The organism is Caldalkalibacillus salinus (assembly GCF_016745835.1).
GTDB classification, from domain to species: domain Bacteria; phylum Bacillota; class Bacilli; order Caldalkalibacillales; family JCM-10596; genus Caldalkalibacillus_A; species Caldalkalibacillus_A salinus.
On sequence record NZ_JAERVL010000024.1, the window covers coordinates 90463 to 104448 of the forward strand.

Below are 13986 nucleotides of genomic sequence, written 5' to 3' on the forward strand. Positions count from 1 at the left end.
TTAACTTTGTTTCGTCTGTGGAGACTTCTTCTTAAGTCTCCTAGCAAATAGGACAAGGATGACGGGAAGGGCGATCCCCATCAAGATATTAAGCGGAATATACGTTTCGAACATAAACTCTGTCAGCTCCATGAAGTCACGAATGAATAGCAAAGCGCCTACTGCGATCAACCAGGCGAAGGGAATGATTAATGAGCGATAAGATCTAAGATTAAAGGCCTGAGCTGTTCCTAGGATTAACCCATAGTAAAAAACGGACACGCGTACCATCAGTCCTACGGTCCAAAATATAGCGGCTATGGCATCAAAACGATTAATGATTTCACCTGCGTTAATATAACGAACAGCTGAAAAAGTTGGAAAAGGAAGTCTCGCTGCCTCTTGTGGTCCAAACATGGCAATCGGGCCTGTTATAGGTCCTAAAAAGAAAATGAGGACAATCACCGCTGCGAATATGTTTGTTTTTAATATTTTTTGAGGACGTTGAACATAAGGGAGAATCATGCCTAAAATCACAAATTCTCCAAACCAAGCCATGACAGAGATGGCACCGACCCCTATAGGGGGAAATCCTTGACCAAAAACGGGTAGAAGATTGGAATAATCTTTATTGCCCATTGTTAACAAAACGACAATAATGGCAATAAACACGATAATGGGGAGAACGATCTGATTGGTTCTAGCCAGGGTCTCTAAGCCAATAAAGACAAGATATGTTGTAAGCAAAACAATGACAAGTGTAAATGCCCATAAAGGTGTCTCAAACATCATCATCCTATAAGCTTCCCCAAATAACCGTACACCTAAGATGACCATGATATAGAAGTAGACAAGGTACAAAACGCCAATGAATTTACCTAGCGTACCGAAATGTTTAAACAGAATTTCTATTAAGGTCACTCCAGGAAAATGTTGAGACAATTTAGTAATAGCGACCACACCAATCAAACCTAAAATGGTGCCTAAAATGGCAGCAATCCACCCGTCTTGTTGACTTTGATTAATCACAACCGTCAATAATATTAAGTGTCCTATTATGGTTAGAGATGTGACGGCTAACATACCTGTTTGTATATTGCTAATTCTACCCTTTTCAATCATGTTAGGTCCTCCAATTGAGAATCTTTATGTCCATGGGATTAGGATGTGCAGGATCTTGGCAATAGATACAATTTCTATACCGTATATCACCATGACGATACCTAAGTAAGCCAGGGTGGTCATAATAGCTTGTAAAACGAACACTTTTTTATCCCGTTGATGATCTAGCGCGTATATCTGATAAGCAAGGGATGCTGCCAAGAGTACGAGAAACAGTATCGCAAGGAAAAGCTTCATTAACATTACCTACTTTCGTTCGCTTTTGACGGGTCATAAATGAGCCCAATTTCATCAATGTTAGCATCGATATTTAAATGCACCCTTAATTCTTTTAAAAGTCCCTCTCGCCAATGGGGTTCCAATTCCCTCCACACTTCTGGATCGTGCTGATAAATACTTCGCCCAAAACCAAAAGGATCAGCCTGCCACTCTTTTTGCACCTTTTGTAGTACTGCCGTAATCTCTCTCTCCACATCCTGTTCAATCTGTTGTCGAAGATCTGCAAGTCGTTCAGTGGTTAAGACCTCCCCAGGGCACGTGATGTCTCGTATATTACCTTCGAAGGTGATATTTACTTCCATTTCAAGGCCGTTAGAGTGATAAATGGGTTTTTTTTCTGTGCGTACCTCCGAAACTTCAATGGTAAGTGTACCTTCATCAGAATTGGAGCATGGTGTAGTGAGGACCGCCTTATCAATATCTCCAGCAATCCATGCAAGCGCACGAGTTTCATCTTGGTCTAACCACCCTATTAGTCGATTGTCCTTAAATACAGCGGAACCGCCTAGGTTGAGCCCAACCGATTCCATATTACGATCAAGCGCTTCTTCGTTTGGGTGGTTGTCCTTTTTAATATCTTCTGTCTCACGGGATAACTGAACAATATCTGTGTTATCCTCAGTCGTTAAGCTAATTTGGCCTGATATCGGATCCATTGTGTCATTGGATAGTGCGTGTGCGAATTTAGCAGCATCGCGAACGACTGGGTTAGTGGTTAACCGAGAGTACTCTGTTATAGTGAAAATCTCTGCCCCAAGGCTATTCTCCAACATGGGTACTGTGGTCAGTATATCCCTCGCTCTACCTTGAGTAAAAAGCATCCTCGTGTTCAATCTAAACTCATCATGACGTCTGAGTATATCAAGTATAGGCTCTATATTATTTTCAGCAACGGTGTTTCCAATCACGATGACTTGCAAGTGACCAAAATACTTACGTTTAGCGAATACTGTGCTAAGTTTATCGAGCGCATCATAGATACTTGCCCCTTGTGAACTGGCAACGATATAAGGTTTTTTTTCCTGGCTGTCACCATCAGAGATCTGAGAATGATATAAAGCATCAGGTACAATCGTAAAAATGGTGATTTCATATTGCCCATCTTCAGTTCTGTCTATCCCCATGGCATTAATGACGGTTAACTTATTCACATCATGGTTGCTCCAGCACCCGCTCAAAAACATGATGAGTGCTGTAAGACATAACAGGCTCGCTATTCTTTTATAAGCGCTTCGTGTTAAGTAAACGTTCATATTAATGTCCCTCCTCAGGGTTTTTAGGAGGTGTTGTCTTCGAGGCGTTAGCTCTTTTCGTCCCCCCATTAGAGACACCTGGTAACCTTGTATTAATCGCCCATTTTGGTGCGCGTACAAATAAGTCTTTCCAACCCTCTTTTCGTGTTGGACTTAAAGGTGTCATGTAAGGAGTCCCAAACGAACGTAAACTGATCAAATGAATCAAGATAAATAGCCATGCGACCAATATGCCCATAAAACCAAATACACTTGCAACCAAAATAAAAGGGATATTCAAAAAGCGAATGCTCTGTCTAAACGTGTAGTTAGGTAAAATATAAAATGTTATACCGGCAACTCCGACGACAACGACAGTGAGAGGTCCAACTAGCCCGCCGTATATACCGGCAAAGCCAATTAAAACGAGACCAATAATAGGACCAAGCGTATTGCCAATAGAAGCGGGCATGCGTGTACCTGCTGAACGTATGAGCTCGAAAGTCAATATCATAAAGAATGTTTCGACTGATACAGGATAAGGGAGGTCTATTCGCCTGGCTGCGATTTGTAATAAGAAAGGGGTCTGCAACAAGTCTTGATGTACGGCTATAAGGGCAATATAAAATGCAGGTATTGAGACAGCAACAAACAGCCCTAGGATTCGGAGCAGCCTCATGCACGTACTAGAGAAGGATTGATTGTAGTAATCTTGGCTCGTTGAGAAGAATTCAAAAAACACAGTAGGGCCCATAATTGTAAATGGAGAGCCATCCGTCATAATGGCCACTTTCCCTTCTAAGAGCGAGGACACAACACTGTCTGGACGCTCAGTGTTCATCATTGTAGGAAAAGGAGAAAAAGGATGGTCTTGTATCATTTCTTCTATCTCGCGACTGCTCACGACACCATCAACATCTATTGACTCTAATCTCTTCCGTACTTCATTTACAATGTCAGACTTTGCTGTCCCCTCAAGGTACACAATAGCCAACGTCGTTTGAGTGTCCCGACCAATGGAGAGATATTGTACCTTTAATTGAGGTGATTTTAATTTTTTGCGAACCAGCATCAGGTTCGTATGTATATTCTCGACAAAACCTTCTCTTGGCCCCCGAACCATTTGTTCAGCCTGAGGCTCTGTAATCAGACGTCCTTCCATTTTTTCGGTCTGAAAATAACAGGTTAAATTAAATTCAGGTAGCATAAGAACGGTGTGCCCTATAAATAAGGCCTGCACGACGTTATTCACATAAGCTTGGTTATCATGACTGTCTAGAAAGGTGACAGCAAATTGGGTGGACAAAGCGTCACGAATATCAGTTTCCTGACTTTGATTCTGACTGATAAGAGGTAGGTAGCGTTGAATCTCTCTTACCAAAGCATCATCTACCAACTCTGGGATATAGACTAAGTACCCCATGTCTGTTTGAAACTTAATGGATTGAAAGATAACATCATCATTCGGTTCAAGCGCTTGTTTTATTTGGTTTAGGGCTTCAAAACGACTCACTATCCTGCACCTCCTTTCCCATATGGTTTCCCAGGCTTTTTGAAATATGTAACCCTAATCAAATTAACTTTTGAGCTATCCGCGAAATTTTTTATTGTGAAGTCAAGTTTAAAATATTACCATACTTGGGTACCGACTATACAAGATTACAGTGACCGAATGATCCTATGAATCCCATATAAGGAGGTTGATATGATGAACCGTGAACCACAAGAGGTCCAGTCTGCGGAGGTACATGAGAAGGAAACGATAGGGCAGAAAGGACATGACTTTCAAACAGGTCAGAAAGCGCCTTGGTACAAACGAGGCTGGGTATGGGTGTCCTTAACCATTGCGACTGTGACGATTGTGGCTATGCTCATCGGATTCTCATGGGTGGCCAATGAAATAAGTGACGTTAGCCAAGCGATTGGAGAAAATACAGATGCCGTTGAAGAGCAAAATCAGATACTCACTCAAATTGAGAAAAACCTTAACGCTTTAACCACAGTGATTAAAGAAACACTCCGAGACATGACGAGTATGATTGAGCGTAGCTAGTATCGTAAGACAAAAATAGCCACTGCCCTGTGCAGTGGCTTAAATAAATTTAGTTTGCTAATCATGGCAATAGTGCTAAACGAGTGTGCGTTTCTTCTTGTTAACCCTTTTGAAGCCACTTTCTCGTGGCATTGATTTCCCCCCCCACTAATAAAATCATACCTGAGAGAAAAAACCACAGCAATAACCCTACAATACCACCAAGGCTGCCATACATAGCAGTAAAATTACCGAAATTGTTAATATAAAATGAAAAAGCGAGAGAAGTAAGTTGCCACCCCATTGTGGCCATAAGCGCACCCACCCAAACATCCCGCACTTTTAGCTTAAGATTTGGCGCAAAGTAATATAAACAACAAAAGATTAAAAATAAGACACCAAAACTGACACTCAAACGAAAGACGTCCCAAATGAACAAAAAGTCTTCAGGTAGCAAGATATATTGAGAAAGAAACACACCAAGCATCTTACCAAACACAGGAAGTAGTAAAGCAATGACAATAACAACCATCAACGATATAGTCAATAAGATGGCGACTAAGCGCCCGTGAATGAAAGAACGACTATCTTCAACTTCATAAGCGTGATTCAATGCGCGCATCACAGCGTGACTAGCGTTTGACGCTGACCATAGGGCAATGAAAAAGCTGATGGATAGAACGCCGCCTCTTTGAACTTCCAAAATGCTCACAACATTACGTTCAATGACGCCCATGCCCTGCTCAGGTACATACTGACTGAAGAACCTTAAAACATCAGCCGTTGAGATCGGAATATAGGCCAGTAAAGCAAAGGTGAAGATTAAAAAAGGAAAAAGTGCCAATAAGAAATAGAAAGATAATTGAGCAGCCAAATCAGGAACATCATGTGAGAGTGTACGTTGTATTAGTGCTTTAATAAATATCTTTATATAAGCAAAATTCATGACAGTACCCCTTAAAAACTTTATACTAGTTTTATACATATTGACTTACGTTATGACAAGTTAAATTGGTCTATTTATAAAGCTTAACAGTGTGAACGTCTATTTTAAAGGGAGGGATTATCGTGCATATACAAGAGCTAACAACGATAGATGAGTGGACTGATCTTTTAAAGACATCACACGATAAGAAAGTGTGGGTATTCAAACATAGTACCACCTGTCCCATTAGTGCCGAAGCGTGGAGTCAATACCAAAAGTATATCCAACAAGACACTAGTGATGACATCGTCTATACTTATGTGAAGGTAATTGAATCTAGACCTGTCTCCAACCAGGTTGCTGAGGGCCTGGGTGTCGAACACGCCTCGCCTCAAGCTATTTTAGTCAAATCTGAGAAAGCAGTATGGCACGATTCGCATTGGAATATCACTGAAAAAGCACTTGATACTGCAGTCCAACAAGCTCGTTAATCAGCTTTTAACAACTCAGATATATCAGTGATCCTGCCTTTACAGAAAGTCAAAAAAATGATATATTACGTAAGATGAACAAAGGAGGAACCTGACATGCGTGTAAATGTTACTTTAGCTTGTACTGAAACAGGAGATAAAAACTATATTACAACGAAGAACAAGAGAGAAAATCCAGAGCGTATTGAGCTCAAAAAATATAGCCCTAGACTGAAGAGACACACGCTTCACCGCGAAACGAAATAATTGGGCTACACCAACCCGCTTATACAAGCGGGTTTTTATATATGTAAACATATAAACAAAAAAGTAAACAAATGGAACTTATTGAAAGTGCAACAATCTGTGACTTTGTTTGTGGGCTTTTAAACGTTACTATATATTACCATTCCCACTTCCCCCAAGGAATATCGTTGATTGACGAATTTTTAAATAGAAGAAAAAGGTGATCACACAATGCAGCGTTATAGTGACATGACTAAGGATGAATTATATGCCGAAATGCAACGCCTGATTGGCGAGGCTAGGAAAAAAGAACAAGCCGGATTTATCTCTGAAGCGAACATTCTTGAGCAGAAGTACTACATGGCTAAATCCTATCTATTGCCACCAGAAGAGATTCACAAGGGTCAATCCTATGGGGTGGCAGGAGAAAAAGGTGTTTTTACCGTTCGTTATCTTAACGGTGTATTTGCTTGGGGAACGTTGGAAGGCGATGAGGAAGAAGTAGGGTTTCCTATCGGACGGTTAGAACCTCTAAATTGCCAAAGCTAGGTCATAAACACCATTGAGATAAACTTCTTAGAAAAGACAAGAAATAGAACAAACAAGAATGGAACATCACATGCGAGGCGAGACAAGGGAGGATGAATAATGAAGGTTGCGATTTTAGGTGGAAGTGGATTTATAGGCCAACATCTTTGCCAACATTTATTAGACGAAGGTCATGAAGTACAGGTATGGACGAGGGAACCACAGGATCTGGATATATCTGGTGTCCAGGCAGTCAAATGGCCGCTAGATGAAGCAAAAAAGCACCTTGATGTTGATGCGATTGTGAATCTAGCAGGAGAGACCATTAATCAACGTTGGACACCTGAAGCAAAGGAACGTATTTTGCATAGTCGAGTCGATACCACCTATCACATCATAGAGCTGATTAAGAGAAAGAAGATTGCACCGAAAGTGTTAGTCAATGGTTCTGCCATTGGCTATTACGGCACATCTCATTCCAAGACATTCACGGAAGAGGACGGTTCTCAAAGCGATTTCCTATCCCAGGTCAGCACAGCTTGGGAAAAGGCTGCTGAACAAGTCACCATGCTCGGTGTGAGATTGGTTAAATTACGACTCGGTCTCGTCTTAAGCCAAAAAGGCGGGGCACTATCTAAAATGATGCTGCCTATGAAATTATACGTCGGAGGAAACGTAGGAACGGGTCGACAATGGGTATCTTGGGTTCACATCCAAGATGTGGTACGAATCATGGCATTGACCGTTGAGGATGAAACCGTTGAAGGGGTATGGAATGTCACAGCACCTAAACCGGTGAGAATGAAAGAGTTGACGCAGACCTTGGCCAAAGCGTTAAATAAACCGCACTGGCTACCTGTTCCTTCCTTTATGTTACAACTGTTGCTAGGGGAAATGTCCGACCTTATCCTTAAGGGACAAAAAGTATTGCCAGCAAAATTACAAGCCAAGGGATATACCTTTAAGTACCCCGATCTCCAAAGTGCGTTATTAAGTGTGGAAAGTCCAAAACATAGTCAACAAAATGACCCGAAAGACATTAACGACCATGAGAACGAATAAAGCCTCGTATTCAATCCCACTGATGATAGAAAAATAGCAAAATAAAGTAAGAAATGTCCTTTCACATCCTTGAGAGGGTTTGCTATACTCAAAGGAACAAGGAGGAGAGGTCCAATGTCTGTCATGTTTTCTAGCCCAGGATTTATTGCTATGCTTTTCATAGGGATTATCCTTATTGGTGTACTCCTAGGTTCTATCGGCTGGGCGATATATCATATTGCTAGCGGTAAATTCCACGAAGAGTATGAAATAGCAACTAAAAAGGCAAAAGGAAAAGAAAGCATTATAAATTCTTAAAGTCGTTATGACCATTTATAGAGAGATCCTTTATGTCCTTAAGTCATCATGCCGCTTGCTCAATGAACATAGAGACGAATGGAGCAAGTGAAGTTATGAACGTATAACAAAACAAACCACCGTTATGACGGTGGTTTGTCGTGCTTAATAAGAATTCCACTTTTCCTAAACAAGGGAAGAAAGCATTACCCTTCCTCTGTCTTGCTAGTCGTAATGGCTGCTCCAAAGAAATAAACGATAAAGCCTAATACCACGCCTATTGGTACAGCGGAACCGAAATCGTATTCATATCCCTCGATACTGGCGATAACAAAGCCAACAACCATCGTCAAAACAATAGCAAAAATCAGGGACATCACAAGCGACATGATCTTATTCATACTTTACACCTCGAATGCCTTCACGTTGTATTTACTCATATTCATTGTAAATAAAGCGTGGACAAAACTCAAGTGGTAACATGGTAAAAAAGCGAAGGAGGGGCATAAACTTGTATACTATCTTTATCGAATACAAAATTGACCCTAATCATTTGAAAACCTATTATAATATCCATCAACATTTACAAGATACAATAAAAAAATATGATATTCAGCAATACAAATGGCAAAAAGCAGTTGATCAGCCTTATTTGTTTGTTGAGAGCATGCAAGTATCTTCATTGACGATGTATCATCAATGGAAGGAGCAACAAACTTCTGATTCTCCTCACTTTCCATGGCGGAACATCTTTTCGTACATATCAGGCGGTTCTAAAAAATTTAACATGTGGGCTTTTGAGAATGTTACCCTTCAAGATATGATCTAATGGCATCATATTGATCTCACAGATACGCAACCATAAACTTTGACGTGTTGACAATTGCGTCCCTAAAGTTAAAGTTATAAATGGGGAGAGGAGAAAACCATGGTTGATACACGAAAAACAGAAGACATAGTCACTGATCGTGCTTTAGATCAATTTCCTATTCAAAAATTCCAGCAAGATTTGTTATATTGGTTTGAACGCAACATGCGAGACTTACCGTGGCGTCAAGATAAAGACCCTTACAAGGTTTGGGTATCGGAAATAATGCTCCAACAAACTCAAGTGGATACGGTGATCCCCTATTATGAAAATTTCATGTCAGCGTTCCCCACGCTCGAAAGCTTAGCGAATGCTGAAGAAAAAGATGTCCTTAAGCAATGGGAAGGACTCGGTTATTATTCACGGGCGAGGAACTTACAAACGGCCGTGAGAGAAGTGAAGGAAACGTATGGGGGACAAGTCCCTGATGACCCCAAAGAGATCGCAAAATTAAAGGGCGTAGGTCCTTACACCGCAGGCGCGATTCTAAGTATAGCTTACGATAAAAAGGAACCTGCGGTAGATGGCAATGTCATGCGAGTCTTATCGCGTATATTGGCCATTGAGGATGATATTGCCAAGGTGCGTACGAGAAAACGATTTGAAAGTATCGTCCGTCAATTAATACCAGAAGGTCATGCTTCTTACTTCAACCAAGGCATGATGGAGTTAGGGGCTTTAGTGTGTACGCCTAAATCACCACAATGCTTAACCTGCCCAGTCCGAGCACATTGTCGAGCGCAGGAACAGGGTATCGAGCATACATTACCGGTTAAAGCAAAGAAGAAAAAACCAAAACGAGTAACCTTAGTGGCGGCGCTGGTCACATCAGGTGATAAAGTACTCATTCGTCAACGCCCACAGGAAGGGTTGTTAGCAAGGCTTTTTGAGTTCCCAAACACGGAGAGGACGAGTGAGTCTGCTGAGGAAGATATAAGCAAGTATCTCTTTGAACAATATGGACTGACTTGTTTAACACAAAAGAAGGGTCATTCTGTCCAACATACGTTTACGCATTTGATCTGGGACATAGACGTATACCATCTGGTACTTACTCATGATCAACTTGCGGAGCATCCTTTGCCAGAGGGAACACTATGGGCTCCCTTGTCAGACCTTGATACGTATGCCTTTCCGGTTTCGCATCAAAAAATGAGGAACCAACTCAACATTTAAATGATACTTACAAACGAGATGATCATTTAGCAACCTCTTTTTAAGACATAGTCAGACCTAGAAAAATCCACAGGTTGCGCCTTATTTAAAAAAGCGCAACCTGTGGAGAGTGAACAAAGGTTAGAATTTACTCTTTTGAAATAACGATAAAATCGTTAGAAAATAGTGTCGTTATGTAAAACGGTGTACCTGACATATGCAAAAGTTTTTAAATATCTCAATTGCTTAACTTAAGTATATAGGAAATTAGTTCTAGTGTAAAGGGAGTGTATGAAGTTGACAAAAAAAGTTGCTTTAGTAACGGGTGGAAGTCGGGGGATAGGTAAAACAATTGCTTTAGCCCTAGCAGACCGTGGGTACAACATCATCATTAATTATCTCCGCAATAAAAAAGCAGCCGAAGAAACACAACAGGAATTAGCAGCTAAGGGAGTAGAGACCCTTGTTGTAAAGTGTAACGTAGGTGACGTTAGCAAAATTAAACAGATGTTTAAAGCTATCGATGATCGTTTTGGGCGCTTAGATATCTTGGTTAACAATGCAGCTTCTGGTGTATTACGCCCAGTTATGGAGCTTGAAGAAAACCACTGGGATTGGACGATGAACATTAATGCGAAATCCTTATTATTTGCAGCCCAAGAAGCGGCTAAATTAATGGAAAAAAACGGTGGGGGTCGTATCGTTAGCCTTAGTAGTATCGGTTCCATTCGCGTCCTTGAGAATTACACGACTGTGGGCGTCTCAAAAGCGGCTCTTGAAGCCCTTACACGTTACCTTAGTGTGGAATTAGCATCGAGAAATATTGTGGTCAATGCAGTCTCTGGCGGTGCTGTTGATACTGACGCATTAAAGCATTTTCCAAATAGGGAAGACATCCTGGCAGAAGCGCAGGAGAAAACACCTGCGGGACGAATGGTTGAACCAGATGATTTAGCTAAAGCGGCCATCTTTTTACTGTCGGATGACGCTCATATGATTAGGGGACAGACCCTCATTGTTGATGGCGGTATGTCGTTACTCACTTAAAAAATTGTGCATAAATCAAAGCCACTTAGTCCACCATAAGGCATGTGGAGGTGATAAGAGTGGCACAACAAAGAAACCAAAACCAAACTCAATCTGGTACTAACATCCAAAAAGTAAGACAACAAAACCAACAGTCTGCACAAGGTCAAGCTCAAAACACTGAGTTTGCAAGTGAGACTAACGCTGCACAAGTGAGACAACAAAACCAACAGTCTGCAGCAAGCCAAGGAGCTCAAGCGCGTCCAGCTAGCCAAGTAAACCCAGCTCAAAACGCTGAGTTTGCAAGCGAAACTAACGCTGCACAAGTGAGACAACAAAACCAACAATCTGCAGCTAGAAAAGGCCAACGCCAACAGTAATTGTCGTATAGCAGCTAACTTTTCTTTTTAATGGGGAGTGATCAATGATCACTCCCTTTTTATTGGTCTTAAATCCATCATGTTAAACAATAAACGTTTGTAAAAGGAAGACAGTTAAAACAGCAGTGAATAATGGAACAAAGATGCTTTTCCACATCCAAGCACAGCCAAAGGCTACCACAGCGCCAATCAATCCAATCCATTTATGTTCGGTATCCACTTCTAGAACACCTGGAAAAATAAGAGCGCCTAACGCTGCGTATGGAATGTATTGCAGCCATCTTTCTAATAATGGAGGAAACGCAATATCCTTTGTTAAAACCATAGGTAACATACGTGGAATGTACGTCACTATAAACATCCCAAAAATCACCCATATCATGCCACTTCCTCCTTCTCTAAATTATACACTTGTAACTTAAGCCCAAATGTTGCCGCAAAGACGGTAGAGATGACGATGGACCAGCCATCAGATAAAGCTGGAATCATGTAGTACAAACCCGTACAGGTTAAAGCGCTCAACCCAGCGATATAAGCATGGTGCCTCGATGATTTAATAGCAGGTGTGAGTAGAGCAATGAACATAGCATAAAGCGCAATGCCTAAACTATTTGTAATGGAAGCTGGGATAAACTCACCAAAAACAGCGCCAACGATAGTGCCCATAAGCCAGCTGAGATAGGCGACGAGTGCAACCCCAGCAAAATAACTCCCTTGAATGCTCGGCTGTTCTTTTCCCAACGTTGCAACGGCAAATGTTTCATCCGTTATGCCAAATGACAAGGCAGCAGCCGATTTTTTACTCGCTTTTATTTTTCTTGCCAAAGTTGTACTCATTAGTAAATGGCGAAGATTCAGTATAAAGGTGGCAAATATAATCTCGAAAGCACTAGCAACACCTATTAAATTTAAAGCGATAAATTGGCTGGCACCAGCAAACACCCACATCGACATAGCTGTTGTTTCAAATATGGAAAGCCCGCCCGATGTACTGAGCACACCAAATGTAATTGAAATTGAAAAATATCCTACGCTGATAGGAATGGCATGCTTTACCCCAAGTAGAAACTGTTCCTGATTCGTCGAAGGCGACTCAGTCATTCGAGTTCCCCCTTTTCTTTGCGAAGTTGTGCGATATATTATACAATAATATCACTATATTGTACACAAAAAAGGATGATGGATGTGAATATAACGAAACGAATAGGAACCAACTTGAAGCAAATACGTGTGGCAAGGCAATTAAGCTTGGACAGAATGGCACAAAAAACAGGTGTAAGTAAAGCTATGTTAGGGCAGATTGAAAGAGGAGAAACCAATCCGACTGTATCCACCTTGTGGAAAATAGCAAACGGTCTTCGAATATCCTTTAGCTCACTAATCAAAGAATCTGAACCCAGTGTTCAGATCGTAAAAACGGAAGAATTGACACCGATCCAGGAACAAAATGGAGCGTATCAAGTCTTCCCATTGTTCCCTTTCCATGCGGATAAAGGATTTGAATGTTTTATTATACGCCTTGCCCCCGGATGTGTCCACGCCTCTGACCCTCACCACGATGGTGTCACAGAATATATAACAGTGATGGAGGGTGCACTAAATCTCAGTGTTGGAAGTCAGACGTATCAAGTGAGTGAAGGTCAGGCTATCAGTTTCACCGCCAACGTCGTTCATACTTATAAGAACACGCATGACACCCAAGCGACCAAGCTACATTTAATGATTTCATATCCGGATTGAGCGTTATAATTGAACGCTTTTCTGTACTGTACTAAAATGATTAGAAGTTTGTCCATGAAAAGAGTATAATAAAATAATAATCATTTTATTGTGTGGGATCACAGTAGATGTAATAAAAGAGAAGGGAGAGTCACATGGTATATCCTCGTCCGGGCCAAGATATCGTAATTAAAAGCTACAAACATAATGGCTCTTTGCATCGTATCTGGAGTAGTTCCACCGTACTTCAGAGGGGGGCGTCAAGCTGGATCGTTGGGAATGATCGGATACTCGTCAAAGAAGCAGACGGTAACGAGTGGCGTACCAAAGAACCAGCTATATGTACATTTGGTAAGGGGCAATGGTTTAACTCCATTGGCATGTTAAGGGAAGACGGTGTACATTATTATTGCAATATTGGCTCTCCATACCGTTGGCATAATCAAGCGCTTCAATACATAGATTATGATTTAGACGTCAAAGTTTTTCCTGATATGACATACATCATTTTAGACGAAGATGAGTATGCCTTACATCGAAAGCAGATGAACTATTCAGATACGATTATGTATGAAATTCAAAGAGGGTTAGACGAGCTGTTATCTCTTATTCATCAGAAAAAGGGGCCTTTTGAAGCGGATTATGTGGAGCGTTGGTATGAACGTTACTTGCAATACAAATAGAGCT

Annotated in this window: 20 protein-coding genes; 12 read left to right on the forward strand and 8 right to left on the reverse strand. The window is 41.1% G+C overall.

Features of this window, described 5'->3' with window-relative positions; all coding sequences use genetic code 11:
* The 4 genes from JKM87_RS13840 to JKM87_RS13855 are packed head-to-tail and all read right to left on the reverse strand — an operon-like array spanning nucleotide 1 to nucleotide 4125.
* On the reverse strand, nucleotides 1-1101 hold the full coding sequence (locus JKM87_RS13840; protein ID WP_202080965.1) for a GerAB/ArcD/ProY family transporter: 1101 nt from the start codon (nucleotides 1099-1101) through the stop codon (nucleotides 1-3).
* 24 nt (nucleotides 1102-1125) lie between these two features.
* The gene (locus JKM87_RS13845) at nucleotides 1126-1338 is read right to left on the reverse strand and encodes a hypothetical protein (RefSeq protein ID WP_202080966.1); all 213 of its coding nucleotides are present in this window, start codon (nucleotides 1336-1338) and stop codon (nucleotides 1126-1128) included.
* Nucleotides 1339-1343: 5 nt separating this feature from the next.
* Entirely contained in the window at nucleotides 1344-2633 is a 1290-nt protein-coding gene (locus JKM87_RS13850) for a Ger(x)C family spore germination protein (protein WP_202080967.1), read from the reverse strand.
* 1 nt (nucleotide 2634) lies between these two features.
* A complete protein-coding gene (locus JKM87_RS13855; protein WP_202080968.1) occupies nucleotides 2635-4125 on the reverse strand; it encodes a spore germination protein in 1491 nt (496 codons plus the stop codon).
* A gap of 195 nt (nucleotides 4126-4320) precedes the next feature.
* On the opposite strand from JKM87_RS13855, the gene JKM87_RS13860 reads away from it, so the two are divergent.
* Nucleotides 4321-4665, forward strand: a complete 345-nt coding sequence (locus JKM87_RS13860) for a hypothetical protein (protein WP_202080969.1) — start codon at nucleotides 4321-4323, stop codon at nucleotides 4663-4665.
* A gap of 100 nt (nucleotides 4666-4765) precedes the next feature.
* Here JKM87_RS13860 and JKM87_RS13865 read toward each other — a convergent pair whose 3' ends face one another.
* On the reverse strand, nucleotides 4766-5590 hold the full coding sequence (locus tag JKM87_RS13865) for a YihY/virulence factor BrkB family protein (protein ID WP_236838833.1): 825 nt from the start codon (nucleotides 5588-5590) through the stop codon (nucleotides 4766-4768).
* Between the two features lie 122 nt (nucleotides 5591-5712).
* On the opposite strand from JKM87_RS13865, the gene ytxJ reads away from it, so the two are divergent.
* From ytxJ to JKM87_RS13890, 5 genes are all read left to right on the forward strand, one after another.
* Nucleotides 5713-6060 carry a bacillithiol system redox-active protein YtxJ gene (ytxJ, locus tag JKM87_RS13870; protein WP_336885184.1) on the forward strand — a complete coding sequence of 116 codons (348 nt, stop codon included), beginning with the start codon at nucleotides 5713-5715 and terminating at the stop codon, nucleotides 6058-6060.
* 96 nt (nucleotides 6061-6156) lie between these two features.
* Nucleotides 6157-6306 (forward strand): 50S ribosomal protein L33, encoded by a 150-nt coding sequence (gene rpmG / locus JKM87_RS13875; RefSeq protein WP_202080971.1) that lies wholly within the window; start codon nucleotides 6157-6159, stop codon nucleotides 6304-6306.
* A gap of 210 nt (nucleotides 6307-6516) precedes the next feature.
* Nucleotides 6517-6834: a YfhH family protein gene (locus JKM87_RS13880; protein WP_202080972.1), complete on the forward strand. Its 318-nt coding sequence runs from the start codon at nucleotides 6517-6519 to the stop codon at nucleotides 6832-6834.
* 99 nt (nucleotides 6835-6933) lie between these two features.
* On the forward strand, nucleotides 6934-7875 hold the full coding sequence (locus tag JKM87_RS13885) for a TIGR01777 family oxidoreductase (protein ID WP_202080973.1): 942 nt from the start codon (nucleotides 6934-6936) through the stop codon (nucleotides 7873-7875).
* 114 nt (nucleotides 7876-7989) lie between these two features.
* A complete protein-coding gene (locus JKM87_RS13890) occupies nucleotides 7990-8172 on the forward strand; it encodes a hypothetical protein (protein WP_202080974.1) in 183 nt (60 codons plus the stop codon).
* 185 nt (nucleotides 8173-8357) lie between these two features.
* Here the strand turns inward: JKM87_RS13890 and JKM87_RS13895 are convergent, their stop codons facing one another.
* Complete coding sequence (locus JKM87_RS13895; protein WP_202080975.1) at nucleotides 8358-8552, reverse strand: DUF2929 family protein; 195 nt, start codon at nucleotides 8550-8552, stop codon at nucleotides 8358-8360.
* 110 nt (nucleotides 8553-8662) lie between these two features.
* Here JKM87_RS13895 and JKM87_RS13900 point away from each other — a divergent pair, with 110 nt between their 5' ends.
* The 4 genes from JKM87_RS13900 (at nucleotide 8663) to JKM87_RS13915 (ending at nucleotide 11580) form a co-directional block, all read left to right on the forward strand.
* Nucleotides 8663-8980 (forward strand): hypothetical protein, encoded by a 318-nt coding sequence (locus tag JKM87_RS13900; RefSeq protein WP_202080976.1) that lies wholly within the window; start codon nucleotides 8663-8665, stop codon nucleotides 8978-8980.
* A 99-nt stretch (nucleotides 8981-9079) separates the two neighbouring features.
* The gene (mutY, locus tag JKM87_RS13905) at nucleotides 9080-10195 is read left to right on the forward strand and encodes an A/G-specific adenine glycosylase (RefSeq protein WP_202080977.1); all 1116 of its coding nucleotides are present in this window, start codon (nucleotides 9080-9082) and stop codon (nucleotides 10193-10195) included.
* Nucleotides 10196-10465: 270 nt separating this feature from the next.
* Nucleotides 10466-11221, forward strand: a complete 756-nt coding sequence (gene fabL, locus JKM87_RS13910; RefSeq protein WP_202080978.1) for an enoyl-[acyl-carrier-protein] reductase FabL — start codon at nucleotides 10466-10468, stop codon at nucleotides 11219-11221.
* A 59-nt stretch (nucleotides 11222-11280) separates the two neighbouring features.
* Nucleotides 11281-11580 (forward strand): gamma-type small acid-soluble spore protein, encoded by a 300-nt coding sequence (locus tag JKM87_RS13915; RefSeq protein ID WP_202080979.1) that lies wholly within the window; start codon nucleotides 11281-11283, stop codon nucleotides 11578-11580.
* Nucleotides 11581-11662: 82 nt separating this feature from the next.
* On the opposite strand, the gene JKM87_RS13920 is transcribed toward JKM87_RS13915, so the two are convergent.
* Together JKM87_RS13920 and JKM87_RS13925 are read right to left on the reverse strand one after the other, a co-directional pair.
* Nucleotides 11663-11962 carry an AzlD domain-containing protein gene (locus JKM87_RS13920; RefSeq protein ID WP_202080980.1) on the reverse strand — a complete coding sequence of 100 codons (300 nt, stop codon included), beginning with the start codon at nucleotides 11960-11962 and terminating at the stop codon, nucleotides 11663-11665.
* Nucleotides 11959-12681, reverse strand: a complete 723-nt coding sequence (locus tag JKM87_RS13925; RefSeq protein ID WP_202080981.1) for an AzlC family ABC transporter permease — start codon at nucleotides 12679-12681, stop codon at nucleotides 11959-11961. The genes JKM87_RS13920 and JKM87_RS13925 overlap by 4 nt, the downstream gene beginning before the upstream one ends.
* Nucleotides 12682-12759: 78 nt before the next feature.
* On the opposite strand from JKM87_RS13925, the gene JKM87_RS13930 reads away from it, so the two are divergent.
* Entirely contained in the window at nucleotides 12760-13320 is a 561-nt protein-coding gene (locus tag JKM87_RS13930; protein WP_202080982.1) for a helix-turn-helix domain-containing protein, read from the forward strand.
* A 134-nt stretch (nucleotides 13321-13454) separates the two neighbouring features.
* On the forward strand, nucleotides 13455-13982 hold the full coding sequence (locus tag JKM87_RS13935) for a DUF402 domain-containing protein (RefSeq protein WP_202080983.1): 528 nt from the start codon (nucleotides 13455-13457) through the stop codon (nucleotides 13980-13982).
* Nucleotides 13983-13986 lie beyond the last annotated feature (4 nt).